Genomic DNA, 24,623 nt, shown 5'->3' with positions numbered 1-24,623 from the left:
CGTTGTATCGGGCCGACGTGCAGACTACCAAAGATTTGCAGCCACCTTCTCACGCCTGGTCTGCGACGGTGGCAGCACGATCGCGTCCCGCGCGTAGCCGATGCAGGCTGCGGTCCCGACCCAGGAGCTCGAGTGATTCGAACAGCGGCGGGCTGACCGACGCACCTGTGGCCGCAACACGCAGCGGGCCGAACGCCTTGCGCGGCTTGAGCTCCAGATTCTCCAACAATGACACCTTCAGAGCGTTTTCGATCTCCCCCGTACTCCACTCGCCGACTGTTTCGAGCGCGGCGAGCGCGGCGTCCAGCACCGCGACGGCTTCGGGCTTGAGTTCCTTGGCCGCCGACTTCTCGTCGAGCGTGAACTCGGCGTCGTTGAGGAACTTCAACAGGTCCCATGCGTCGCCGAGCACGACGATTCGGGTCTGCACGAGTCGCGCAGCCTCCGCGAATTGGGCTTCGTCGAGGCCGGTGTCGTGCCCGTGGGCAGCGAAATACGCCGCCAGCCGCGCGGTGAAATCGTCCTCACCCAACATGCGGATGTGTTCGGCGTTGAGAGCGTCCGCCTTCTTCTGATCGAACCGGGCGGGGTTGGAGTTGACGTTGACGACGTCGAAGGCAGCCACCATCTCGTCGAGGCTGAATACGTCGTGGTCTTCAGCGATACCCCAGCCCAGCAGCGCCAGGTAGTTCAGCAGCCCCTCCGGAATGAAGCCCCGTTCGCGGTGAACGAACAGGTTCGACTGCGGATCGCGCTTGGACAGCTTCTTGTTGCCGTCTCCCAGAACGCTTGGCAAATGAGCGAACTCGGGCACCCGGTCGGCGACGCCGATACGAATCAGTGCCTGGTACAGCGCGATCTGGCGCGGTGTGGACGGGAGCAGGTCCTCGCCACGCAGGACGTGCGTGATCTTCATCAGCGCGTCGTCGACCGGATTGACCAAGGTGTACAACGGATCACCGCTGGCGCGGGTCAGCGCGAAATCGGGAACGACGCCCGCCGCGAATGTTGTTTCCCCGCGGACGAGGTCATTCCAGGTGATGTCTTCAGCAGGCATCCGCAGCCGGAGCACCGGCCTGCGGCCCTCCTCGAGGAACGCGGTGCGCTGGGCTTCGGTGAGTTCGCGGTCGTAGTTGTCGTAGCCGAGTTTGGGGTTTCGGCCCGCGGCGACGTGGCGGGCTTCGACTTCCTCGGCCGTCGAAAACGCTTCATAGGCGTCACCGGATTCCTGTAACCGTGTCAGCACGTCCCGGTATATCTCGCCGCGTTCTGACTGCCGGTACGGGGCGTACGGTCCACCGATGTCGGGACCTTCGTCGTAGTTCAGTCCGAGCCAGCTCAGGGCGTCCAACAGCGCCAGATAGCTTTCCTCGCTGTCTCGTTCGGCGTCGGTGTCCTCCAGGCGGAACACGAAGTCCCCGCCGCAATGTCGCGCGTAGGCCCAATTGAACAGCGCGGTACGGATCAGGCCGACGTGTGGTGTGCCGGTTGGCGACGGGCAGAACCGCACCCGCATATCAGCTGTCATGACTTTCCCTTGCGCACAACCGGATTGGAAAGGCTCCCGATACCTTCGATGGTGACGGTGACGGTGTCGCCGCCTTCAATGGGGCCGACCCCGTCCGGCGTCCCGGTCAGGATGACATCGCCGGGCAGCAGTGTCATCACCGCTGAGATCCACTCCACGATCGCCCCGACATCGTGAATCATCAGCGATGTCCGGCTGTCCTGTTTGGTCTCGCCGTTGACCTCGGTGCGCAACGCGAGATCGGACGGATCCAGATCGGTGACGATCCACGGCCCGATCGGACAGAACGTGTCGTGGCCTTTCGCCCGAGTCCACTGGCCGTCCTTCTGCTGCTGATCACGCGCCGACACGTCGTTGGCGATCGTGTAGCCCAGGATGTTCTCCGCGGCGCGGGCGGCGGAAACGTCCTTGCAGACTCGGCCGATGACGACGGCGAGTTCACCCTCGAAGTGCACCGGGCTGGCGTCGGCCGGCAGCTGAATCGGCACGTTCGGACCGATGATCGCGGTGTTGGGCTTCATGAACATCACCGGATCGGGGAAATCTCCCCCGCCCATTTCCGCGACGTGCGCCGCATAGTTCTTTCCGATGCATACGACCTTGCTGGCCAGAATCGGCGAGAGTATCCGCACGTCGGCCAGGGGCCACTCCCGTCCGGTGAAGGTCGGAGTGCCGAAGGGATGCTCGGCAATCTCTTTGGCGACTGCCCGGGCCGAGTCGTCGAGAGGGCCCTCGATGCTGACGAAGCAGACGCTGTCTGGGCTGGCGATACGTCCAAGGCGCATGTCGTCAGCCTAGTGGCCGCGAAAGTTGGTGCTGCGGCCGCTCCCGCGCCAGCGACGTCTCATATATTGAGATAATAGTTCAGACATATGAGATAGCCATGCGACCATGGAGCCATGTCCGCGGACACGATAAGCACCGCGCGACGCTGGTCGCTGCTTGTCATTGCGCTCGCTGCGACGACAAGCGCCAACGTATTCATCAACGGTGTGGCCTTTCTCATTCCTAGCTTGCAGCGCGAGCGCGGACTCGATCTCGGGGCTGCGGGCCTGCTATCAGCGCTGCCGGGCTTCGGCTTGGTACTCACGCTCATCGCGTGGGGCTACCTTGTCGACCGGTTCGGCGAGCGCATCGTGTTGAGCCTCGGTTCGGTGCTCATCGCCGCCGCGGCGTTCGCGGCCGCTTCCGTCGACTCGCTGTTCGCCATGGGTGCGTTCCTGACGCTCGGCGGGATGGCCGCCGCCAGTAGCAATTCGGCCAGCGGCCGACTGGTGGTCGGCTGGTTCCCACCGGATCGACGCGGCTTGGTCATGGGCATCCGCCAAACCGCAACGCCGCTCGGTGTCGGCCTGGGCGCCTTGGTGATTCCGCGAGTGGCCGATGCGTACAGCATCTCTGCGGCACTGTGTTTTCCGGCGATCGTGTGCGCGCTTTCCGCGGTCGTATGCGCGGTCTTCGTGATCGATCCGCCACGTCCACCACGCTCGGAGGCCCCACCCGAGCACCTGGCGAATCCCTATCGCGCATCGTCGGTCTTGACCCGGATACACGCTGTCTCCGTACTACTGGTGGTGCCTCAAGCGGTGCTGTGGACGTTCGCGTTGGTGTGGTTGATGACCGACCGAGGATGGTCGGCAGCGTCGGCAGGCGCTCTCGTCACGGTGGCGCAGGTGTTGGGTGCGGGTGGTCGAATCGCCGCCGGCCGTTGGTCGGACGTGACGGGTTCGCGACTGAGGCCGATCCGCACGATTGCCCTGGCGGCCGCCGCCGCGATGGGTCTGCTGGCGGTGACCGACTGGCTCAGTTCGCCGATCAGCGTGGCGATCATGGTGATCGCGTCGGTGATCACCGTCTCGGACAACGGGCTGGCATTCACCGCCATCGCCGAGATCGCCGGACCGTTCTGGAGCGGACGGGCATTGGGCACGCAGAACACCAGTCAACTCTTCGCCTCCGCCGCGTCTGCGCCCGTGTTCGGCGCCTTGATCGGCGCCCTCGGCTACCCCGTGGCGTTCGCGGTCTCCGCCCTGCTGCCGCTACTGGCCATACCCGTGGTCCCGGCCGAACCTAAGACGGACTGAACTCACTCACGCTGCGCGCGGCGCGGAAGCATGACCAATGCGGCGACCAGAAAGCACAGGGCGCCGATGAATGTGCCCAGGTTCGCCATCCAGGCATCCACGGTGACACCGGATTCGCTGACGAAGGCGCCGAGCGCGGACACCGCGAAAGCGACACAGCCGATCATGTTGATCCACTCCCCCTGCCAGTCGCGGGATTTCAGCTCGATGATGCCGACGACCGCCGTCACCGCGATCACGCCGAGGACACCGCTGATCAGAAACGCCAGCGACCCCAGGGCGTCCGGCGCCCACACGAGTCGGCGCTCCGGTTTGACCGCATGTGCCCACAGGGCAGAGGCGGTACTTATGTTGAAAAGGATCGTCCCGACGAACTGGGTTGCCGCGGAAAGCCATCCGATGCGCTGCGCGGGAGGGGCCAGCACCAGTTGCATCCAGCCCGCGGTCGTGAAGAACCAGGATCCGATGAAGCACAGCAGGTTGGCGATCCCGGCGCCTGCCACGGCGGACAACCCGGGGATCGTGGCGATCGCGAACAGTGACGAACCGATCGCGAAGAGCCAGCACTGCCGACTCAGTGTCGCCACGCGACTAGAGATTTGACGCGATCCGATCGCCGATCTCGGTGGTGGACCGCGTCTCGTCACCGCGCGTGGCCAGATGCCGTTCCACGGCCTTGTCGACGCGAGCGGCCGCGTCGAGTTCGCCCGCGTGAGCAAGCAACAGCGCCACCGACATGATCGCCGCGGTGGGATCGGCGATCCCCTGTCCCGCGATGTCGGGTGCGCTGCCGTGCACCGGCTCGAACATCGACGGGTTGGTTCGGGTCGCGTCGATGTTGCCGCTGGCCGCCAGACCGATGCCCCCGCACACCGCGGCCGCGAGGTCGGTGACGATGTCGCCGAACAAGTTGTCGGTGACGATGACGTCGAACCGGCCGGGGTCGGTGACGAGGTGGATGGTGGCGGAGTCGACGTGTTGATAGGCGATCTCGACGTCGGGGTACTCGGCGCTGACCTCCTGCACGGTGCGCCACCACAGTGCACCCGCATATGTCAGGACGTTGTTCTTGTGCACCAGGGTCAGGTGTTTGCGCCGTTTCGCCGCGCGGCCGAACGCGTCGTGCACGACCCGTCGCACGCCGAACGCGGTGTTGACGCTGACCTCGGTGGCGATTTCATGAGGTGTGCCGACGCGGATTGCTCCACCGGTCCCGGTGTAGGGACCCTCGGTGCCCTCACGGACTACGACGAAGTCGATGTCCGGGTTTCCGGCCAACGGACTGCTCACCCCCGGATAGAGCCGGGCGGGACGCAGGTTGATGTGGTGGTCGAGTGCGAACCGGATTCGCAGCAGCAGACCGCGTTCCAGCAGACCGCTGGGGACCGACGGGTCGCCGATGGCGCCGAGCAGGATCGCATCGTGCGCGCGGAGCTCGTCGAGCACCGATTCCGGCAGTACGTCTCCGGTGGCGTGGTACCGCCGCGCCCCGAGGTCGTAGCTGGTCTTGTCGACACCCGGCACGACGGCATCGAGTACCTTGACCGCTTCGTCGATGACCTCCGGGCCGATGCCGTCGCCCGCGATGACCGCCAGTTTCACGTCAGGTCCACCACTTCCAACAGCTTGGCGCCGACGGCCGCGGTGATCGCCGCCCGGACATCTTCGGGTACGTCTCGGTCGATGCGCAGCAGGATAGTCGCGCCCGGCCCCTCCGCGTCCTCGCTGAGCTGGGCGGCGTGAATGTTGATGTCGGCGGTGCCGAGGAGGGTGCCGATCTTGCCCAACGTGCCCGGCTGGTCGATGTAGTTGACGATCAGGTAGACGCCTTCGGCGCGCAGATCGAAGTTGCGGCCGTTGATCTGGACGATCTTCTCGACCAGTTGCGGACCCGACAGCGTGCCGGAAACGTTGGCGACCGAACCGTCGGCGTACACCGCCCGCACGTCGACCACACTGCGGTGGTTCGGGCTCTCGGTTGCGGTGCTGATGTCGGCCTCGACACCGCGCTCGGCCGCCAGCGCCGGCGCGTTGACGAAGGTGACCGGGTCCTCGATGACAGCGCTGAACAACCCGCGCAGCGCTGAAAGGCGCAGTACGTCAACCTCTTCGGACGCCAACTCGCCGCGGACCTGAATCGACAGCGACACCGGAAGTTCACTGCACAGCACGCCGACCAACAGGCCCAGTTTGCGGACCAGATCCAGCCACGGCGCGACTTCCTCGCCGACGACGCCGCCGCCGACGTTCACCGCGTCGGGTACGAACTCACCTGCCAGCGCAAGCTTCACGCTCTCGGCGACGTCGGTGCCCGCCCGGTCCTGCGCCTCTGCGGTCGACGCGCCGAGGTGTGGCGTCACAACGACCTGGGGTAGTTCGAAGAGCGGGCTGTCCGTGCACGGTTCGGTGGCGAACACGTCGAGGCCGGCGCCGCGCACGTGACCGCTGGTGATCGCGTCCGAGAGCGCCGCTTCGTCGATCAGGCCACCGCGTGCCGCGTTGACGATGATGACGCCGGGCTTGGTCTTGGCCAGCGCCTCCTTGCCGATCAGGCCGGCTGTCTCCTTGGTCTTGGGCAGGTGCACCGAGATGAAGTCGGCGCGGCCCAACAGCTCGTCGAGAGTGAGCAGCTCGATGCCCAATTGGGCGGCGCGAGCGGCCGACACGTACGGGTCGTACGCCACGACGTGCGTGCCGAAGGCGGCCAGTCGCTGGGCGACCAACTGTCCGATGCGCCCGAGGCCGACGACGCCGACGGTCTTGCCGAAGATCTCGGTGCCGGAGAACGACGAGCGCTTCCACGTGTGCTCACGCAGCGTCGCGTCGGCGGCGGGGATCTGCCGAGCGGCCGACAGCATGAGCGCCAGCGCGTGCTCGGCCGCGCTGTGGATGTTGGAGGTCGGCGCGTTGACCACGAGGACGCCGCGCGCCGTGGCCGCGTCTACGTCGACGTTGTCCAGGCCGACGCCGGCGCGGGCGACGATCTTGAGTTTCGTGGCGGCGGCGAGCACCTCGGCATCAACCGTGGTTGCCGAGCGCACCAGCAGTGCGTCGGCCTCGGGCACCGCGGCCAGTAGCTTTTCTCGGTCCGGACCATCGACCCAGCGCACTTCCACCTGGTCACCCAGCGCGGCGACGGTCGATTCGGCCAGCTTGTCTGCGATCAATACAACGGGCAGGCTCACGCGGTCAGCCTAATGGGATGTAATTGGGCTTCGGCGGGCAGGAGCGGAGCGACAGGGGAGTAGGTATGGACGTCACCGTGGTCGGCAGCGGACCCAACGGCTTGGCCGCCGCCGTCATCTGCGCGCGCGCCGGTCTGTCAGTGCAGGTGTTCGAGGCACAGCCATCACTGGGTGGCGGCGCACGGACCCTCGCTGACCCCGAGTTCGGCGAGGTCTCCCACGATGTCTGCTCGGCCGTGCACCCGCTCGCGTTGGCCTCACCGTTCCTGGCGGAATTCGATCTGCCCGCCCGCGGGGTGGACTTGAAGGTGCCCGCCGTCTCGTACGCCAATCCGCTTCCCGGTCAACCCACGGCGGTCGGTTATCACGATCTGGACCGCACCTGCGCGGAGCTGCTGCACGGCGACTCGTGGCGGCGGCTGCTCGGCCCACTCACCAAGCGCGACGAGGGCGTCGTCGACTTCCTCCTCGGGGACAAGCGCTCGATCCCGCGCGATCTGATCGCCGCGGCGTACCTTGCGCGAAACATGCTCGAGCAGGGCACGCCGCTGTGGGGCAGGCTCGCCGGTGCCGACGCCCGCGCGTTGTTCACGGGCGTTGCCGCACATGCCATCAACCGGATGCCGTCGTTCGTCACCACCGGCGCCGGACTGATGCTGGCCACACTCGCGCACACCGTGGGCTGGCCCATCCCCGTAGGCGGCAGCCAGGCCATTCCCGACGCCCTCATCGCCGACCTGCGCGCACATGGCGGTGTCATCACGGTGGGCGAAGAGGTCACCGAACCACCAGGCGGTGTGGTGCTTTTCGACACCGCGCCGACGGCGCTGCTGTCCATCTACCGGAACACGGTCCCCGCGCGATACGCAAAAGCTTTGCAGCACTATCGGTTCGGCCCGGGCGTAGCCAAGGTGGATTTCGTGTTGTCCGACGAGATTCCGTGGGCGGACCCTCGTGCGGCCGACGCTCCGACACTGCACATGGGTGGCAGCCGTGAGCAGATGGCGCATGCCGAAAAGGAGATCGCGGCGGGCAGGCATCCCGAATGGCCGATGGTGCTCGCCTCGCTGCCGCACCTGGCCGACCCGAACCGCATCGATGCGCAGGGGCGGCGGCCCCTGTGGACCTATGCGCACGTGCCCCACGGCTCACCTGTCGACCAAGCCGAGACGATCACCCAGATCTTCGAGCGTTTCGCACCCGGCTTCCGTGACGTCGTCGTCGCGGTGCGGTCGGTACCGGCCTCCCGGTTGGCCGAGCACAACGCCAACCTCGTCGGTGGTGACATCGGCGTCGGCGGCAACACGCTCCTGCACGCGCTCGCGGGGCCGACACCGCGGCTCAACCCATGGGCCACTCCGATTCCGAAGGTCTATCTCTGCTCGTCGGCGACTCCCCCCGGCGGTGGTGTGCACGGTATGGCGGGCTTCTACGCAGCACGCACCATGCTGCGCCGCGAATTCGGAATCAGGACGCTTCCCAGCCTCTCGCCGTAACCGGTTTTGCCGAACTTCACCCGGGTATCCCCGCGATATGAGTTCGGAGTTTCACAAGGGCGACAAGGTCCAATGGAGTAGCCACGGAACGACCGTCACCGGGACTGTCGAGGAGAAGATCACCAGCGACCGCGAGACGGCGGGACGGACGGTGCGTGCGTCACCGGACGAACCGCAGTACCGGGTGCGCAGCGACAAGAGCGGACGCGACGCCGTGCACAAACCGGACGCTTTGCAGCGGTCGAAGTAGTGCAACGTCAAAAAGTGGCTCGACACAGCGGAATACAAGGTGGTGCCGACCAAACGAAACGGTTCTAGTTCGCAGCGGCGAAGTGGTCGACGGCTTCACCAAGGCTGTTCAGCCGCGACGCGTGAATCCGGTCGATCACCGCCTCCCAGCCCGGACCGCCGACACTGACCGAGGCGTGCTCGGCAAGGTCGTTGACCGTTTGAAAGTCAGCGGTGTCCTCGGTCTGCGACCACAACAATGCCGTCACCGGTCTTCCTTTGCGCTGGACCGCATCGAGAAGCGCAGCCCGCGGGACGTCCGCGCCGAGCATCAACACGCCGCGTCCATGTTCTGCAAGGGCCGCGCGCAGCGCTTCCAGTGCGAGAAAGTGCGTTTCGCGCGGCGTGCAGGCGAGAATGATGGACGCCGATTCTTCAGGCGCAGCAATAGGGTAACGCTGCAACGACCGTGTCACGGTCCACGACAGCGCATGCTCGACGTCGATGCAGCCCTCCCCTTGGGCCTGCCGTTGGGCGATGTCGTCGAACGCCGGACGTATCAGTTGATTCCACGTGTCGAGCACACCGAAATGGCGCAGATGACGATCGAGCAGCAGACCTGCGGTGAACACATCGAAATCGAAGGCGGAGTCGAGCAGCGCCGCGGAATCTCCTCGGGCCGGTCGTACCGAGTCGATCGCGGTTCGCGCCGCGCTGCGCGGGCTCGCACCCTCGACGATGAGTTCGTACATCCGCCGTGCAACCGCAATGTCGGTCTCGCTGTAGAGGCGGTGCCGACCCGGGCTGTGTTCGGACGGACCCACGCCGTAACGCTGATTCCAGCTGCGCAGTGTCGCGGTGGGCACGCCAAGACGCTCAGCGACGACGCGGACGGTGTACAGGGGCTCGTCCGCGGTGACGTTCTTGTGCTTACTCGACGTGGTCAACCCCGCCAGAATAGAGCTTCGATCTGGACATATATCGCTATTCAATGCACAAACGATGCAAATTTTGTGCGGAACCGTGTCTGACTCGCCATATCGGGTATCCGTTTCGCCGTGACACAGCCCGAGAATCCCCGGCGCCCGGCCGGCCTGGACGACGCGACGGTCGAGGCCGTCGGCACGGTATCCGAGGCGCTCGAATTCGTGGAGCGCGCCCGCGGCCACTTGTATTCGTTCCATCAGCTGATGGGCCATGCCGATCTTCTGCTTGGCAAAGCGTGCGACCAACTGCGTGAGGCCGGGCATGACGCAGTGGCCGACCGACTCGAGGACGAAGTCGTCGGCCGTAATGTCCTGTACGGACGCTGGACCTTCCAGATCGTCGAGGAGTTCGACGACAACTACTGGTCTTTGTTCCGTGACCATGAACAACGCGTGCGTGCGGAGTTGCAACAGGGCGCGCGCCACGTGTTCGAGGCGGACATGAAGGAGCGGCGCCGCACGCACGGCAAGCCCGGCCACGAACGCCGTCCGTAGCGGCGTTCCCGCGGAATTGCCGGCAAGCGATTACGGTTTGCCAATGACCGACCGGGAAGAACTGTCGTGGGACCAGTTCGGCGCCGCGACACGGCAACTCGCCTCCGCCGTCGTCGACGACGGTTTCGCACCCGATCTCATACTCGCTGTGGCGCGCGGTGGGTTGTTCGTCGCAGGCGCGCTCGGCTACGCGCTGGAGGTCAAAAAGGTGCACATGATGAACGTCGAGTACTACACCGGCGTGGACCAGCGCCTGGATGCGCCGGTACTGCTGCCTCCCCTGCCCGATGTCGCAGATCTGGGTGGTGCACGCATGCTGATCGCCGACGACGTCGCGGACACCGGGGCGACACTGCGTTTCGTCCGCGACTTCTGCGCCGAACACGTCGCCGAGGTCCGCTGCGCCGTCGTCTACCAGAAGCCGCAATCGGAAATCGATTGCGAATACGTCTGGCGCCGGACCGATCTGTGGATCGAATTTCCGTGGACCGGTCTGCAGCCGGCGCAGTCGTGAACCGTCGCGATTTCGGTGTAGCCAGTCGCGGTAGGCGCGACCAGCGACACCGAAATCACACGGTCAGGCGGTTTCGGTGATGGGGCGGTCGACCCAGCTCATCAAGTCGCGCAGCTTCTTGCCGGTCACCTCGATGGGATGCTCGGCGTTCTCCTTGCGCAGTCGCTCGAGTTCCTTGTTGCCGCCCTCGACGTTGGCGACCAGACGCTTCACGAAAGTGCCGTCCTGGATTTCGGCCAGAATCTGCTTCATGCGCTGCTTGGTGTCGGCGTCGATCACTCGCGGCCCGGACAGGTAGCCACCGAACTCCGCGGTGTCGGAGACCGAGTAGTTCATCCGCGCGATGCCGCCCTCGTACATGAGGTCGACGATGAGCTTGAGTTCGTGGAGCACCTCGAAGTAGGCCAACTCGGGCTCGTAGCCCGCCTCGACCATGACGTCGAAGCCGGTCTTGACGAGTTCCTCGGTGCCACCGCACAACACGGCCTGCTCACCGAAGAGGTCGGTCTCGGTCTCGTCCTTGAACGTCGTCTTGATGACGCCCGCGCGGGTGCCACCGATCCCCTTGGCGTACGAGAGTGCGAGCGCCTGGCCCTCGCCCTTGGGATCCTGGTCGACCGCGATCAGACACGGCACACCCTTACCGTCGACGAACTGACGGCGCACCAGGTGGCCGGGGCCCTTCGGGGCAACCATGCCGATGGTGACGTTGGCCGGCGGCTTGATCAGGTCGAAGTGGATGTTCAGGCCGTGACCGAAGAACAGCGCGTTGCCGTCCTCCAGATTGGGCTCGATGTCGTTCTTGAAGATGTCGGCCTGGGCGGTGTCGGGCGCCAGCAACATGATCACGTCGGCCCACTTGGCCACCTCGGCGGGCGTATCCACGTCCAGCCCCTGCTCGGTGACCTTGTCGCGGGACTTCGATCCCTCCTTCAGGCCGACCTTCACCTGCACGCCGGAGTCGCGCAGAGACAGCGAGTGTGCGTGGCCCTGGCTGCCGTAGCCGATGACGCCGACCTTGCGTCCCTGAATGATCGACAGGTCCGCGTCGTCGTCGTAGAACATCTCAACTGGCATTCGTGACTTTCCTTCTCTTTGCTCTTCTACTGATTGGGATTATTTGACGGTGCCGATGCCGCGCGGACCGCGCGACAGGGACACCACACCGGACTGCACGAGCTCGCGGATTCCATACGGCTCCAACACCCTCAGCAGTGCCTCGAGCTTCTCCGGGGTGCCGGTCGCCTCGACGGTCAGCGACTCTGTAGAAACATCAACGACCTTGGCGCGGAATAGATTCACTGCCTCGATGACCTGGCTGCGCGTGGTTGCGTCGGTGCGCACCTTGATGAGCGCCAGCTCTCGAGCGACCGCGTTGTCCTCGTCCTGTTCGACGATCTTGATCACGTTGACCAGCTTGTTGAGCTGCTTGGTGATCTGCTCGAGCGGTGAGTCCTCGACACTCACCACGATCGTCATCCTGGACATGTCCTTCTGCTCGGTCGCACCGACCGCGAGTGACTGAATGTTGAAGCCACGCCGTGAGAACAGCGACGCTACGCGCGCCAGCACGCCGGGCTTGTCCTCGACGAGCACCGAAAGGGTGTGGGTGTTGACGGCCATCAGGCGTGCCCCTCTTCGTTGTCGAACAGCGGGCGGATACCGCGCGCGGCCTGGATCTCGTCATTGCTGGTACCTGCGGCCACCATTGGCCACACCTGCGCGTCCGCGCCGACGATGAAGTCGATGACGACGGGACGGTCGTTGATCTCCCGTGCCTGCTGGATGACGGACTCGACGTCTTCGGCACGCTCACAACGCAATCCGACACAGCCGAGGGCCTCGGCCAGCTTGACGAAGTCCGGGATGCGGTGTGAATGCGTGGCGAGATCGGTTTGGCTGTAGCGCTCCTCGTAGAAGAGCGTCTGCCATTGCCGCACCATGCCCAGATTGCCGTTGTTGATGATCGCGACCTTGATGGGCGCGCCCTCGACGGCACACGTCGCCAGTTCCTGATTGGTCATCTGGAAGCAGCCGTCGCCGTCGATGGCCCACACCTCGGCTTCCGGACGGCCGAACTTGGCCCCCATTGCCGCCGGCACCGCGAAGCCCATGGTGCCGAGGCCGCCTGAGTTCAACCAGGTCTTGGGATTCTCGTACTTGATGAACTGCGCGGCCCACATCTGGTGCTGCCCAACGCCTGCGACGTACACCGCGTCCGGGCCCGCGATCTTGCCCAGGGTCTCGATGACGTACTCGGGCGAGAGGCTGCCGTCGCTCTGCGCGCCGTAGCTCAACGGGTAGGTCGACTGCACGCCGCGCAGATACTCCCACCATTTGTCGGTCTTGATCGATCCGATGCTGCCGTCGCGCCGTAGCACCTCGATCAGGTCGGTGATCACAGCTTTGACGTCGCCGACGATCGGCACGTCGGCGTGGCGGTTCTTACCGATCTCGGCCGGGTCGATGTCGGCGTGGATCACCTTGGCTTCCGGCGCAAAGGAATCCAGCTTGCCGGTCACCCGGTCGTCGAAGCGCGTACCCAACGCGATCAGCAGATCGCTGCGCTGCAGAGCGGCCACCGCGGCCACCGTGCCGTGCATCCCGGGCATGCCCATGTTCTGCGGATGGCTGTCCGGGAACGCGCCGCGGGCCATCAGGGTGGTGACGACCGGGATCCCGGTCAGCTCGGCCAGATTCAGCAGTTCGTCGGTGGCCTCGCCGCGGATCACGCCGCCGCCCACGTACAGGACCGGCCTGCGGGCCGACGCGATCAGTTTGGCGGCCTCACGAACCTGGCGGTTGTGCGGCTTGGTGTTCGGCTTGTAGCCAGGCAGATCGATCTGCGGCGGCCAGCTGAACGTGCACTGCCCCTGCAGCACGTCCTTCGGGATGTCGACGAGCACCGGGCCCGGGCGGCCCGACCGCGCGAGGTGGAACGCCTCGGCCATCACGCGCGCGATGTCGTCGCCGTCGCGGACCAGGAAGTTGTGCTTGGTGATGGGCATCGTGATGCCGGAGATGTCGGCTTCCTGGAACGCGTCCGTGCCGATCAGCGCGCGCCCGACCTGCCCGGTGACCGCGACGACGGGGATCGAGTCCATGTAGGCGTCAGCCAGCGGAGTGACCAGGTTGGTCGCACCCGGACCCGACGTCGCCATGCACACACCGACCTTGCCGGTGGCGTGTGCATAGCCACTCGCGGCGTGGCCGGCCCCCTGCTCGTGACGCACCAGGACATGGCGCAACTTCTGCGAGTCGAAAAGCGGGTCATAGACCGGCAACACGGCACCGCCGGGGATGCCGAAGATGGTGTCGACGTCGAGTTCCTCCAGCGACCGGATTACTGCCTGCGCTCCTGTGAGCTGGTGCGGCGCAATGCGTTTGGACGGCGCCGAGCTGGGCTTGGGTGCGGCATGTGTCCCGTTCGGCGCGGTGTCCGACTGCTCGGGCGGTCGCGTGGTGGGTGCGCTCACGATCTTCTCTCTCTGTTCCTGGTTGTTTCTAGGATCTCAAATCGGTGGTGGGGCAAGAAAAAACCCCCGTCAGCTGGGCTGCTGTACGAGGGTCGCGCGTCGATGCTGTTGGCTATGCCCGGGCGAGGGCTAGCGCGGCATCAACGCGCTTCCCAATTACTACGAGCACTCCCGGGGCCTGCATAACACTTGACGGTAGCCTCCGCACAGGTCAGCGGTCAAATTCCCGGCACCGCCGGGGCGGCCAAATTCCCGGCATCTCGCCCACAGTGCCAAACTGGCCATGTGAGCGCCGACACCGATCCGCAGCCCGTCGTCATCCGGATTTCCCCGATGGCACATTTTGCGGTCGGATTCTTCACGCTGGGCCTGCTGGCGGTGATTCTCGCCGGTCCGCACTGGGTTGCGCTCCTGCTCGTCATCCCGATCCTGCTGTCGATCGCGGTGGTCAGGTACCGCACGATCGCCGACGCCACAACGGTGACCGCTCGGACCCTGCTGGACAGCCAGACCGTCGGCTGGGATGACATCGACGGCCTGCGGTTCGGCAGGTCGTCCTGGGCGACCGCGCAGCTCAAAGACGGCGGCGAACTCCGACTCCCCGCGGTGACCTTCGCGACGTTGCCGCAGCTCACCGAGGTGAGCGCGGGCCGGGTGCCCAACCCCTACGCGTAACGCGCTAACCCAGCGGATTGCCGCCGTTGAGCAGCACCCAGGCCGCCACACCGACGCCGACCGCAAGCAGCAACGCGATGAACGAGCCGACAAAGGGGCGTCGGGCCCAGCCGCGTCCGGCGTCGAGACCGTACCGGCCGGGACCGGTCAGGATGAGCGCCGCCACTGCGCCCGCCAGGAACACCTTGTATTCGTGGCCATCGGTGAGGAACAACGCGAGCCTGGCCTCTTCGTGGGCTGCCATCGCCTCGGCGAGCAGGCCGGTCACCAGGTATGCCAGCGCGCCGGCCGCCGCCACCGGGGTGAACAGACCGAGCATCAACAGCAGGCCCGCGGCGATCTGACCAAAGGTCGTGACGTAGGTCAGGATGTCGGCGTATTTGAAGCCCATCGTGCTCAACGAATCGCCCCAGCCGTCCAGGCCGGGGCCGTCGAACAAACCGAAGGCCTTCTGCAGTCCGTGCGCGATCAGGATCGCGCCGATTCCGAGGCGCAAGAAGAGAAGACCGAGATCCTGGGTGCCGCGGCGGTCATCGCCCCGGGTGTGAGCGTCGATATCCGGCCCGTACTCGGCCGGTTCTGCGCCATACAAGGAATGCCGACCGCCCGGCTGGACGTACGGCAGCGGTTCGGGCTCGTTGAGCAGCCCGAAGCCGCCGGCGGTTTCGGAAGAAGACCGGCCGGAGTCGTACGGCGGGATCGCCGTCGTTTCGAAGTCGCCGGCGTAATTCGCGGACGGAAGATCGTCCTCGGGGTCGACCAGGCTCGCCGTCATGGGGCGCCCGGCCGCGTCGTCGGGCCGCTGCCACGCGCTTGGGTCGTGGGGTTGACTGGTCACGGCCCCCAGCGTAAGGGCTATTCACCTGTGATCCGAGGATTGGCGCGGCGCTTTCGGGCGACCATTTCGCGGGCCCTTTCCGCGTACGGCGCAAGCATGTGCGTGGCGCGCACCACCGAACGATCCGTAATCTGGCTCGCATGAGACTGCGCCGGCCGATGCGGGCTGTGTTCGCCGTGGTGTGTGCGGCGTTGCTGGTGGCGTCGGGCTGCGCGCGATTCGACGATGCGCAGTCGCAACCGTTCACGACCGAGCCGGAACTGAAGCCCGGGCCGTCGTCGAAGCCGCCGCCACCTCCGCCGCTGCCGCCCAAGCCGTTCCCCAAGGAATGCCCGGCGCCCGGCGTCATGCAGGGCTGCCTGGAAAGCACGAGCGGCCTCATCATGCTGCCCGACAGCCAGTCCGCGCTGGTGGGCGAACGCACGACCGGCGCGGTCAAAGAGGTGTCGGTGCGCGCCGAACCGAAGGTCAAAGTCGTCCTGCCCGTCGACGGGTCCGGTGACGGCGGGCTCATGGACATCGTCTTGTCACCGACGTACGCCCAGGACCGGCTGATGTACGCCTACGTCAGCACCCCGACCGACAACCGGGTCATCCGCATCGCCGACGGCGACATTCCCAAGCCGATCCTGACCGGCATCCCCAAAGGCGCGACCGGTAACACCGGGTCGCTGATCTTCACCAGCCCGACCACCCTGCTGGTACAGACGGGCGACGCCGGTGACCCCGCTCAGGCCGGTGATCCTCGCTCACTGGCCGGCAAGTTGTTGCGGATCGAGCAGCCGACGACGGTCGACCAGGCGCCGACGACGACGGCGCTGTCCGGTATGGGCGCCGGCGGCGGGGTGTGCATCGACCCGTCGGACGAGTCGCTGTACGTCACCGATCGCACACCGACCGGTGATCGCCTACAGAAGATCGCCAAGGACTCCAAGGTGTCGACCGTATGGACGTGGCCCGACCGCCCGGGCGTCGCCGGGTGTGCGGCACTGGACGGCACCGTGCTGGTGAACCTCGTCAACACCAAACAGTCCGTCGCCGTTCGCATGGCACCGGACACGGGCGCGGTCACCGGCGATCCCGAGGTGGTGCGTCAGGACCAGCACGGCCATGCGTGGGCGATGGCTGTTTCGCCCGACGGCAACGTCTGGGGCGCGACCATCAACAAGACGGCCGGTGATGCCGAGAAGCTCGACGACGTCGTCTTCCCGCTGTTCCCGCAGGGCGGCGGCTTCCCGCGCAAGAACGAGGACGCTACGTAAACATCGCTGGGGCACTTCGGTTTTCGCTGCAGCGCCGAACAGCGAGCCGTTGCGCTTCAGGCCTCGACAAGGCGTAGTCCAACGATGCCGACGACGATGATCGACAGGAACAACACCCGCGCCACACTGACGGTCTCACAGAACAGGACCATGCCTGCCACCGCAACACCGACCGCGCCGATCCCGACCCACACGGCGTAGCCGGTACCCGCAGGCAACTGCCGAAGCGCCACCGCGAGCAGAGTGAAGCTGAGCACAGCTCCGCCGACACCGATGACACTCGGCCACAGTCGGCTGAGGCCGTCGGATTGTTTGAGCGCGGTGGCCCAGACGATTTCGAGCAGGCCCGCGCAGACGAGAATCACCCATGCCATGGTCAGGCGTTCGTGCCGCCGTCGACGGTGAGCACTGCTCCGGTGATGTATGACGCGGCGGGACTTGCCAAAAACGCGACAGAGTCGGCGATCTCGCGCGCATCGGCGTACCGGCCGAGGGCGGCCGCCGCACGCTGCTCATCGGCCGTGTGTCCGTCGACGGGATTCATGTCGGTATCGGTCGAGCCAGGTTGGACGACATTCACTGTGATCCCCCGCTCGCCGACATCACGGGCGAGTCCCTTGGTGAAGCCGATGAGAGCGGACTTGCTCATCGCGTACAGCGCGATGCCCGGATACGGCACGCGCTGCGCGAGATTGCTTCCGATGCTGATGATCCGGCCGCCGGCCGACATGTGTCGCACCGCGGCCTGGCTCGCCAGATACACCGCGCGGACGTGAATGGCGAGGGTGCGGTCGACGTCCTCGGCCGGCACGTCGTCGATGACTCCGAACGGGTAGATGCCCGCATTGTTGACGAGGATGTCCAGCCCACCCAGCTCGTCGGCGGTCTGCTGGACCGCGGTCACCACCTCGTCGGCGGCGGCGCTGTCGGCCTTGACGGCGAACCCTCGGCGGCCGTGGGCGCGGATGCGGTCAACAACCTCGTCGGCCCGCTCCTTGGACTGGGCATAGGTGATGGCCACGTCTGAGCCCTGCTCGGCCAGTCGCTCGGCGATGGCCGCCCCAATCCCCCTGCTGCCGCCGGTCACCAACGCAACGCTCGATTCAGACATCCAATCCTCCTTTTTGTGTCGTTCGATACAAAATTAAATGCGGAGGCTACACTTGTCAACGGATTCTTTGTCGTTCGATACATAAAGGGAGGTGGCGCATGGCGACGCGTGGGAGACCCCGCGCCTTCGACCGCGACGAGGCCCTGCGGCGCGCCATGGAGGTGTTCTGGGAGCACGGCTACGAAGCCACCTCGATGAGCCACCTCACGGCGGCGATGGGCATCAGTTCCCCCAGCCTCTATGCGGCGTTCGGCTCCAAGGAGGAGCTTTTCCGCGAGGCGGTCGCCTATTACAACGACACCTTGGGCGCGACGGCCGCCGCCGAGCTTCGGGAGCGACCGACTGCGCGGGAGGCGATCTCGGCGGTGCTGCGCCACCACGCGGTCGTCTTCTGCGACCCCGACAATCCCCGAGGATGCATGATCGTGCTCGCGGCGACCACGTCCGGCGACGACACCCGGTCAGTCCACGAGTATCTCGCGCAGTGGCGAATGGCCCTCGAGACCGACTTTCGCGAACGCGTCGAACGCGGGATCGCCGAGGGTGACGTACCGGCCGGCGCCGACGCCGCCGCGATAGCCGCGTTCTACAACACGGTGAACCACGGGATGGCGATTCAGGCTCGCGACGGCGCCGATGTAAAGAAGTTGTCGTCGATAGCCGAGGGCGCGATCGCGGCGTGGGACGGACTGGTCGGGCAGGTGGCCTAACTGCAGGCGGCGAGCACCAATTCGCGTACGCGGGCCGCGTCGGCTTGGCCCTTGGTCGCCTTCATCACCGCGCCGACGATGGCGCCGGCGGCCTGCACCTTGCCGCCGCGAATCTTTTCCGCGACATCGGGATTGGCAGCCAGGGCCTCGTCGACGGCAGCCTGGATCAGCGAGTCGTCGCGCACGACGGCGAGTCCCCGATCGGTCATCACCTGTTCGGGCTCACCTTCGCCGGCCAAGACGCCCTCGACGACCTGGCGCGCCAGCTTGTTCGACAGCTTGCCCTCGTCGACGAGCTTCACCACCGCGGCGACCTGCGCCGGGGTGATCGGGAGCGCCTCGAGTTCCACTCCCGCTTCATTGGCCTTCTGCACCAGGAAGTTTCCCCACCAAGCGCGCGCGGTATCACTGGTAGCGCCGTGTTCGACGGTTGCGGCAATCAGGTCGAGAGCTCCGATGTTCACCAGATCGCGCATCACCTCGTCGGAGATGCCCCAGTCCTGCTGAATCCGATTGCGGGTCAACCACGGTAGCTCGGGAATGGTGCCCCGCAGCCGTTCGACGAGTTCTGCGCTCGGTGCGACCGGTTCGAGGTCGGGCTCGGGGAAATACCGGTAGTCCTGTGCGGTCTCCTTACTGCGACCGGCGGTCGTGTAACCGTCTTCGTGGAAGTGGCGAGTCTCCTGAGTGATCTTGCCGCCCGCCTCGAGAATTGCTGCCTGACGACGCATCTCGTACCGGACGGCGACCTCCACGCTCTTGAGCGAGTTCACGTTCTTGGTTTCGGTGCGTGTGCCGAACTCGGTGGCACCCTTGGGCTTCAGCGACAGGTTGGAGTCGCAACGCATCGAGCCCTGGTCCATCCGTACGTCGGAAACTCCCAAGGCGCGCAACAGATCTCGCAGCGCGGTTACATACGCCTTGGCGATCTCCGGCGCGCGTTCGCCGGTGCCCTCGATTGGCTTGGTGACGATCTCGATCAGCGGCACACCGGCGCGGTTATAGTCGAGCAGCGACGTGGTCGCACCCTCGATGCGGCCGGTGTCGCTGCCGAGGTGTGTCAGCTTGCCGGTGTCTTCCTCCATGTGCGCGCGTTCGATCTCCACGCGCCAGGTGGTCTCGTCCTCGAGCGGCACGTCGAGGTAGCCGTTGACGGCGATCGGCTCGTCGTACTGGCTGATCTGGTAGTTCTTCGGCTGGTCCGGGTAGAAGTAGTTCTTCCTGGCGAAGCGGCCCCAGGGGGCGATATCGCAGTTCAGTGCCAGTCCGATCCGGATGGCCGACTCGACCGCGGACTGGTTGAGCACCGGCAATGAACCGGGCAGGCCCAGGCACACGGGGCACACCTGCGTGTTGGGTTCGCCGCCGAATTCGTTGGTGCACCCGCAGAACATCTTGGTGGCGGTGGAGAGTTCGACGTGGACTTCCATGCCCATCACGGGGTCGTAGCGGGCAATGACCTCGTCGTAGTCGAGAAGCTCAGCGGCGGCGACAGTCATGACTCCGATCTTAGTGAGAGGACTCAGCCGAAGAACTCGGCGGCGTCGTCGTAGCGGCTCTGCGGCACCAGCTTGAGCTGACGCACCGCGTCGGCGAGCGGCACCCGACCGATCTCCTGACCGCGCAGCGACACCATCATCCCGTACTCGCCCGCGTGCGCGGCGTCGGCGGCGTTGACCCCAAAACGGGTCGCCAAGATTCGGTCGTACGGGGTCGGGGTGCCGCCGCGCTGGACGTGGCCGAGCACGGTGACCCGCACTTCCTTGTTGATCCGCTTCTCGACCTCGACGGCGAGCTGCTGCGCGATACCGGTGAACTTCTCGTGGCCGAACTCGTCGATTCCGCCCTCGCGCAACCGCATTGTGCCCTCAGCCGGCTTGGCCCCTTCGGCCACCACACAGATGAAGTGGGCGTCGCCGCGGACAAACCGCTGCTTGATCAGCCGGCACACCTCATCGACGTCGAAAGGCTGCTCGGGGATCAGCGTCATGTGCGCCCCGGACGCCAGACCCGCGTTCAACGCAATCCAGCCGGCGTGGCGGCCCATCACCTCGACAAGCATCACCCGCTGATGCGATTCCGCCGTGCTGTGCAGCCTGTCGATGGCCTCACTGGCCACACCGAGTGCGGTGTCGTGACCGAACGTCACATCGGTGCAATCGATGTCGTTGTCGATGGTCTTGGGCACCCCGACCACGGGGACGTTCTCCTCCGACAGCCAGTGCGCGGCGGTCAGCGTGCCCTCGCCGCCGATGGGGATGAGCACGTCGATCCCGTTGTCGTCGAGCGTCTGCTTGATCTGATCGAGCCCGGCGCGCAGCTTGTCGGGATGCACCCGGGCGGTGCCCAGCATGGTGCCGCCTTTGGCCAGCAGCCGGTCATTGCGATCGTCGTTGGCCAGCTGAATGCGGCGGTCCTCGAGGAGGCCGCGCCAGCCGTCCAGAAAGCCGACGACCTTGGAGCCGTAGCGCACGTCGCAGGTGCGGACCACGGCGCGGATCACCGCGTTCAGGCCGGGACAGTCTCCTCCGCCAGTGAGTACTCCGATGCGCATCTGTCCATCCTGCCCCGTCAGAGCGCCGTTGGCAGCGGACCTCGCGCAACTTCATAGGCCGCTCCGACCCGATACAACCTGTCATCACCCAGCGCGGGCGCCATGATCTGCAGCCCGACCGGCAGGTTGTCGTCGGCCGACAGGCCAGAAGGCACCGACATACCGCAGTGACCCGCCAGGTTCAGCGGCAGCGTGCACAGGTCGAACAGGTACATCGCCAGCGGATCGTCGACCTTCTCCCCGATGCGAAACGCCGTGGAAGGAGTGGCCGGGGTCACCAGCACGTCGACCTTCTGGTAGGCCTCGTCGAGGTCACGCGCGATCAGCGTGCGCACCTTCTGCGCCTGGTTGTAATAGGCGTCGTAATAGCCCGCCGACAGTGCGTAGGTGCCAATCATGATGCGGCGCTTAACTTCTGGACCGAACCCGGCGGCCCGCGTCATCGCCATCACTTCCTCGGCGCTGCGCGTACCGTCGTCGCCGATGCGTAGTCCGTACCGCATTGCATCGAACCGCGCCAGATTCGACGACACCTCCGACGGCAGGATCAGGTAGTAGGCAGGCAGTGAATAGTCGAAGTGCGGGCAGTCGACCTCGCTGATCTCGGCGCCCAGCGCGGTCAGTTGTTCGACGGCGGCGTCGAATGATGCCAGCACGCCCTCCTGATACCCGTCGCCGCGCAACTGCTTCACCACACCGATCCGGAGGCCCTTGAGGTCGCCAGCCGCACCGGCCCTTGCCGCCGCAACGACATCGGGCACCGCGGCGTCCACCGACGTCGAGTCCTTCGGGTCGTGTCCGGCGATCACCTCGTGCAGCAGCGCGGTGTCCAGCACCGTCCGGGCGCACGGCCCACCCTGGTCCAGCGACGATGCGCAGGCGATGAGTCCGTAGCGCGAGACCGTGCCGTAGGTCGGTTTCACCCCGACCGTCGCGGTCAGCGCCGCAGGCTGACGGATCGATCCGCCGGTGTCGGACCCGATGGCCAGCGGCGCCTGGAACGCCGCCAACGCCGCGGCGCTGCCGCCGCCCGAACCGCCGGGCACCCGGTCGGTGTTCCAGGGGTTGCGGGTCGGACCGTAGGCGGAGTTCTCGGTCGAACTGCCCATCGCGAACTCGTCCATGTTGGTCTTGCCCAGGATCGGGATGCCTGCCGCCCGCAGCCGCGCGGTGACCGTCGCGTCGTACGGCGATGTCCAGCCTTCGAGGATCTTCGACCCGCAGGTCGTCGGCATATCGGTGGTGGTGAAGACGTCCTTGAGCGCCAGCGGCACACCGGCCAGAGGTGACGGCAGCGTCTCGCCCGCCGCGACCAGGTCGTCGATCCGCGATGCCTCGGCCAGCACCTTCTCCTCGGCCACATGCAGGAAGGCGTGGTAGTCGCCGTCGGTCGCGGCGATCTGATCCAGGCAGGCGCGCGTCGCCTCGGTGGACGACACCTCCTTGGCCGCGATCTTGGCGCCCAGCGTGGCGGCGTCGAGCCGAACGATGTCCGAACTCATGCCGGTCATTCCGATTCCCCCAGGATTCGCGGGACGGCGAACCGGCCGTCGACCGCATTGGGCGCCTCGGCCAGCGCTTCGTCCTGGGTCAGGCACGGTTCGACGTGGTCGGGACGGAACACGTTGACGTCTTTGAGCGGATTGCCGGTCGGGTCGACGCCGGCGACATCGACGGCCTGAATCTGGCTGACGTGGCTGAGGATGGCGTCCAGCTGTCCGGCGAAACTGTCCAACTCGTCCTCGGCCAGCGCGAGGCGGGCCAGGCGCGCCAGGTGGGCTACCTCGTCTCGAGAGATCTGCGACACGACTCCGAAGCCTAGTCAGCCAGGCGTCCGTGCTGCCGAGCACTGTCCTCCAACCGCAACTGCTCCGCACGCAGCAGGCGACTGACGTTGCGGAGGTCGCGGATCTGTTGTTCCACGCGTGCGCGTTTGTCGGCGACGAGCCGGGCGCCGTCAGCGCAGTCGATGCCGCGGGCGCGCAGGCTTTCGAGCACCTCACGAATCTCGGCAAGGCTGAAGCCGAGCGACTGCATGCCGCGAAGCAACTTGACCTGCTTGGTCAGCGACTGCGGGTAGTCCCGGTAGTTGTTGTGCCCTCGCGGAATCTCGCCGAGCAACCCCTCGCGTTCGTAGTAGCGCAACGCGTGCCGCCCCACACCTGTTGCGGCCTCTAAATCGCTGATACGCATCACAACTCGCTTGACTGTAGACCTAACTCGACACTTTAACATCCGACCACCGACGACGAAGGAGCGTGAGATGCATCTACTGGCCGATGCGGCTGTCGACATCGCGTGCACGGACGCGCAAGCATTCGACTACGCCTGCGACCTCGAGAATTTCGCGGAGTGGTTTCCCGGTGTCATCGAGATCGTCGCACACAACGACGTGGCGTTCGCCGAGCGTGGACGCGAGTATCGCGAGACAGTCGATGTGCCGCTGCGCGGCCGTCGATCGGTGGTGATTCGAGTCGTCGAGGCCGAGGCGCCGAATCGGCTCGTCACCGATGGTGACCTTTCGATCGTGATGCCTCGGATGGAAATGCACATCAACCAGTCATCGCCCCAGGTGTGCACGGTGCGATGGCGCATGCTCAGCCGCAACCGCAACGCCCTCGCCCGTCTGCTGGTGCTGCCGATTGCGCGCATCGTGATGACCAAGCGCGCCGTCACGGGCCTGCACCGGCTCAAGGGACGCCTCGAAGGCGCTCGCTGCGACGATCATCGGTAAGCCGCTGAGCTGGCCAGACGCCGGTAAACAGCCGCAACGGGGCCAGATACCGGAATGCTGACCGGCAGGCGCTGTGCAACAGTGTTGCGCGTGCCTTCGTATCTGCTGCGGGTCCAGCTCGAGGACCGACCGGGCAGCCTCGGCTCGTTAGCCGTCGCGCTCGGCTCCGTGGGCGCCGACATCCTGTCGCTCGACGTCGTCGAACGCGGCACCGGCTACGCCGTCGACGATCTGGTGGTCGATCTGCCCCCCGGCGCGATGCCCGACATGCTGATCACCGCCGCCGAGCAGATCAAGGGCGTCTACGTCGACGCCATTCGGCCGCACACTGGCCTGCTGGAAGCGCATCGCGAACTCGAACTCATCGACCACGTCGCCGCCGCACCCGCGAAGGACAGGCTGCAGGTGCTCGCGGATGAAGCGCCGCACGTTCTGCGGGTCGGTTGGTGCACCGTGGTCGAACTGACCGAGTCCGGCCCGAAGCGTATCGTCGGCAGCCACGGGGCTCCCGAGACACAGGCCGCCGAAACCCCTTGGCTGCCAATCGAACGCGCCGAATCGCTGGACGGCGGCGCCCAGTGGGTGCCCCAGATCTGGCGTGACATGGACACGACGCTGGCGGCAGCACCGCTCGGCAACTCCACCACCGCCGTCGTGCTCGGCCGGCCCGGCGGTCCGCAGTTCCGCCCGTCTGAGGTGGCGCGGCTGGGCTACCTCGCCGGGATCGTCGCGACGATTCTTCGCTGA

Annotated in this window: 27 protein-coding genes; 10 read left to right on the top strand and 17 right to left on the bottom strand. The window is 66.1% G+C overall.

Going from position 1 to position 24,623, the window contains the following annotated elements:
- Positions 1 to 49 precede the first annotated feature (49 nt).
- Positions 50 to 1,528: a glutamate--tRNA ligase gene (gltX, locus tag G6N42_RS02870; RefSeq protein ID WP_163725814.1), complete on the bottom strand. Its 1,479-nt coding sequence runs from the start codon at positions 1,526 to 1,528 to the stop codon at positions 50 to 52.
- A complete protein-coding gene (locus G6N42_RS02865) occupies positions 1,525 to 2,313 on the bottom strand; it encodes a fumarylacetoacetate hydrolase family protein (protein WP_163725784.1) in 789 nt (262 codons plus the stop codon). Before G6N42_RS02865 ends, gltX begins: the two co-directional genes overlap by 4 nt.
- 114 nt (positions 2,314 to 2,427) lie before the next feature.
- Here G6N42_RS02865 and G6N42_RS02860 point away from each other — a divergent pair, with 114 nt between their 5' ends.
- On the top strand, positions 2,428 to 3,612 hold the full coding sequence (locus G6N42_RS02860) for an MFS transporter (RefSeq protein ID WP_163725781.1): 1,185 nt from the start codon (positions 2,428 to 2,430) through the stop codon (positions 3,610 to 3,612).
- 2 nt (positions 3,613 to 3,614) lie between these two features.
- Here G6N42_RS02860 and G6N42_RS02855 read toward each other — a convergent pair whose 3' ends face one another.
- The 3 genes from G6N42_RS02855 to serA are packed head-to-tail and all read right to left on the bottom strand — an operon-like array spanning position 3,615 to position 6,797.
- Positions 3,615 to 4,199, bottom strand: a complete 585-nt coding sequence (locus tag G6N42_RS02855; protein ID WP_163725778.1) for a hypothetical protein — start codon at positions 4,197 to 4,199, stop codon at positions 3,615 to 3,617.
- 4 nt (positions 4,200 to 4,203) lie between these two features.
- A complete protein-coding gene (locus tag G6N42_RS02850; RefSeq protein ID WP_163725775.1) occupies positions 4,204 to 5,214 on the bottom strand; it encodes a 3-isopropylmalate dehydrogenase in 1,011 nt (336 codons plus the stop codon).
- Positions 5,211 to 6,797, bottom strand: a complete 1,587-nt coding sequence (serA, locus tag G6N42_RS02845) for a phosphoglycerate dehydrogenase (protein WP_163725771.1) — start codon at positions 6,795 to 6,797, stop codon at positions 5,211 to 5,213. The genes G6N42_RS02850 and serA overlap by 4 nt, the downstream gene beginning before the upstream one ends.
- Before the next feature lie 65 nt (positions 6,798 to 6,862).
- Here serA and G6N42_RS02840 point away from each other — a divergent pair, with 65 nt between their 5' ends.
- A complete protein-coding gene (locus G6N42_RS02840; protein WP_163725767.1) occupies positions 6,863 to 8,293 on the top strand; it encodes a phytoene desaturase family protein in 1,431 nt (476 codons plus the stop codon).
- Positions 8,294 to 8,330: 37 nt separating this feature from the next.
- Complete coding sequence (locus G6N42_RS02835) at positions 8,331 to 8,543, top strand: hypervirulence associated TUDOR domain-containing protein (RefSeq protein WP_163725764.1); 213 nt, start codon at positions 8,331 to 8,333, stop codon at positions 8,541 to 8,543.
- Between the two features lie 64 nt (positions 8,544 to 8,607).
- Here G6N42_RS02835 and G6N42_RS02830 read toward each other — a convergent pair whose 3' ends face one another.
- A complete protein-coding gene (locus G6N42_RS02830; RefSeq protein ID WP_163725761.1) occupies positions 8,608 to 9,468 on the bottom strand; it encodes a MerR family transcriptional regulator in 861 nt (286 codons plus the stop codon).
- A 111-nt stretch (positions 9,469 to 9,579) separates the two neighbouring features.
- Between G6N42_RS02830 and G6N42_RS02825 the strand changes: the two genes are divergently transcribed.
- Together G6N42_RS02825 and G6N42_RS02820 are read left to right on the top strand one after the other, a co-directional pair.
- Positions 9,580 to 10,002: a hypothetical protein gene (locus tag G6N42_RS02825; protein WP_174261999.1), complete on the top strand. Its 423-nt coding sequence runs from the start codon at positions 9,580 to 9,582 to the stop codon at positions 10,000 to 10,002.
- A 43-nt stretch (positions 10,003 to 10,045) separates the two neighbouring features.
- A complete protein-coding gene (locus G6N42_RS02820; RefSeq protein WP_163725758.1) occupies positions 10,046 to 10,516 on the top strand; it encodes a phosphoribosyltransferase in 471 nt (156 codons plus the stop codon).
- Between the two features lie 63 nt (positions 10,517 to 10,579).
- Here the strand turns inward: G6N42_RS02820 and ilvC are convergent, their stop codons facing one another.
- Genes ilvC through G6N42_RS02805 form a run of 3 tightly spaced genes read right to left on the bottom strand, consistent with a single transcriptional unit; the run spans position 10,580 to position 13,992 of the window.
- Positions 10,580 to 11,581 (bottom strand): ketol-acid reductoisomerase, encoded by a 1,002-nt coding sequence (gene ilvC / locus G6N42_RS02815; RefSeq protein ID WP_174262205.1) that lies wholly within the window; start codon positions 11,579 to 11,581, stop codon positions 10,580 to 10,582.
- A 51-nt stretch (positions 11,582 to 11,632) separates the two neighbouring features.
- Positions 11,633 to 12,139: an acetolactate synthase small subunit gene (gene ilvN / locus G6N42_RS02810; RefSeq protein ID WP_163725751.1), complete on the bottom strand. Its 507-nt coding sequence runs from the start codon at positions 12,137 to 12,139 to the stop codon at positions 11,633 to 11,635.
- Positions 12,139 to 13,992 carry an acetolactate synthase large subunit gene (locus G6N42_RS02805; RefSeq protein ID WP_163725749.1) on the bottom strand — a complete coding sequence of 618 codons (1,854 nt, stop codon included), beginning with the start codon at positions 13,990 to 13,992 and terminating at the stop codon, positions 12,139 to 12,141. The genes ilvN and G6N42_RS02805 overlap by 1 nt, the downstream gene beginning before the upstream one ends.
- 333 nt (positions 13,993 to 14,325) lie before the next feature.
- On the opposite strand from G6N42_RS02805, the gene G6N42_RS02800 reads away from it, so the two are divergent.
- Complete coding sequence (locus tag G6N42_RS02800; RefSeq protein ID WP_163690562.1) at positions 14,326 to 14,667, top strand: PH domain-containing protein; 342 nt, start codon at positions 14,326 to 14,328, stop codon at positions 14,665 to 14,667.
- 4 nt (positions 14,668 to 14,671) lie between these two features.
- On the opposite strand, the gene G6N42_RS02795 is transcribed toward G6N42_RS02800, so the two are convergent.
- A complete protein-coding gene (locus G6N42_RS02795) occupies positions 14,672 to 15,505 on the bottom strand; it encodes a DoxX family protein (RefSeq protein WP_163725746.1) in 834 nt (277 codons plus the stop codon).
- A gap of 140 nt (positions 15,506 to 15,645) precedes the next feature.
- Here G6N42_RS02795 and G6N42_RS02790 point away from each other — a divergent pair, with 140 nt between their 5' ends.
- Positions 15,646 to 16,767 carry a PQQ-dependent sugar dehydrogenase gene (locus G6N42_RS02790; RefSeq protein WP_163725744.1) on the top strand — a complete coding sequence of 374 codons (1,122 nt, stop codon included), beginning with the start codon at positions 15,646 to 15,648 and terminating at the stop codon, positions 16,765 to 16,767.
- A 56-nt stretch (positions 16,768 to 16,823) separates the two neighbouring features.
- Here G6N42_RS02790 and G6N42_RS02785 read toward each other — a convergent pair whose 3' ends face one another.
- Both G6N42_RS02785 and G6N42_RS02780 read right to left on the bottom strand, forming a co-directional pair.
- Complete coding sequence (locus G6N42_RS02785; protein ID WP_163725742.1) at positions 16,824 to 17,141, bottom strand: DMT family transporter; 318 nt, start codon at positions 17,139 to 17,141, stop codon at positions 16,824 to 16,826.
- 2 nt (positions 17,142 to 17,143) lie between these two features.
- Positions 17,144 to 17,878, bottom strand: coding sequence for a 3-oxoacyl-ACP reductase family protein (locus G6N42_RS02780; protein ID WP_163725740.1), 735 nt, complete (start codon positions 17,876 to 17,878; stop codon positions 17,144 to 17,146).
- 98 nt (positions 17,879 to 17,976) lie between these two features.
- Here G6N42_RS02780 and G6N42_RS02775 point away from each other — a divergent pair, with 98 nt between their 5' ends.
- The gene (locus G6N42_RS02775; RefSeq protein WP_163725737.1) at positions 17,977 to 18,588 is read left to right on the top strand and encodes a TetR/AcrR family transcriptional regulator; all 612 of its coding nucleotides are present in this window, start codon (positions 17,977 to 17,979) and stop codon (positions 18,586 to 18,588) included.
- Here the strand turns inward: G6N42_RS02775 and gatB are convergent.
- The 5 genes from gatB to G6N42_RS02750 are packed head-to-tail and all read right to left on the bottom strand — an operon-like array spanning position 18,585 to position 23,335.
- Positions 18,585 to 20,087, bottom strand: coding sequence for an Asp-tRNA(Asn)/Glu-tRNA(Gln) amidotransferase subunit GatB (gene gatB, locus G6N42_RS02770; RefSeq protein ID WP_163725734.1), 1,503 nt, complete (start codon positions 20,085 to 20,087; stop codon positions 18,585 to 18,587). The genes G6N42_RS02775 and gatB overlap by 4 nt on opposite strands.
- Before the next feature lie 23 nt (positions 20,088 to 20,110).
- Complete coding sequence (locus tag G6N42_RS02765; RefSeq protein WP_163686237.1) at positions 20,111 to 21,142, bottom strand: ATP-dependent 6-phosphofructokinase; 1,032 nt, start codon at positions 21,140 to 21,142, stop codon at positions 20,111 to 20,113.
- 17 nt (positions 21,143 to 21,159) lie between these two features.
- Positions 21,160 to 22,644, bottom strand: coding sequence for an Asp-tRNA(Asn)/Glu-tRNA(Gln) amidotransferase subunit GatA (gene gatA, locus G6N42_RS02760; protein WP_163736875.1), 1,485 nt, complete (start codon positions 22,642 to 22,644; stop codon positions 21,160 to 21,162).
- A gap of 5 nt (positions 22,645 to 22,649) precedes the next feature.
- On the bottom strand, positions 22,650 to 22,949 hold the full coding sequence (gatC, locus tag G6N42_RS02755; protein ID WP_163725731.1) for an Asp-tRNA(Asn)/Glu-tRNA(Gln) amidotransferase subunit GatC: 300 nt from the start codon (positions 22,947 to 22,949) through the stop codon (positions 22,650 to 22,652).
- A gap of 11 nt (positions 22,950 to 22,960) precedes the next feature.
- Entirely contained in the window at positions 22,961 to 23,335 is a 375-nt protein-coding gene (locus G6N42_RS02750) for a MerR family transcriptional regulator (protein ID WP_163725728.1), read from the bottom strand.
- Between the two features lie 70 nt (positions 23,336 to 23,405).
- Here G6N42_RS02750 and G6N42_RS02745 point away from each other — a divergent pair, with 70 nt between their 5' ends.
- Complete coding sequence (locus G6N42_RS02745) at positions 23,406 to 23,876, top strand: SRPBCC family protein (protein ID WP_163725726.1); 471 nt, start codon at positions 23,406 to 23,408, stop codon at positions 23,874 to 23,876.
- A 90-nt stretch (positions 23,877 to 23,966) separates the two neighbouring features.
- The gene (locus tag G6N42_RS02740) at positions 23,967 to 24,623 is read left to right on the top strand and encodes an ACT domain-containing protein (RefSeq protein ID WP_163725724.1); all 657 of its coding nucleotides are present in this window, start codon (positions 23,967 to 23,969) and stop codon (positions 24,621 to 24,623) included.

It is taken from the genome of Mycobacterium gallinarum (assembly GCF_010726765.1).
Taxonomy (GTDB): domain Bacteria; phylum Actinomycetota; class Actinomycetes; order Mycobacteriales; family Mycobacteriaceae; genus Mycobacterium; species Mycobacterium gallinarum.
The sequence above is the reverse complement of the archived record's forward strand: the minus strand, read 5'-3'. Positions and strand labels throughout refer to the sequence as shown.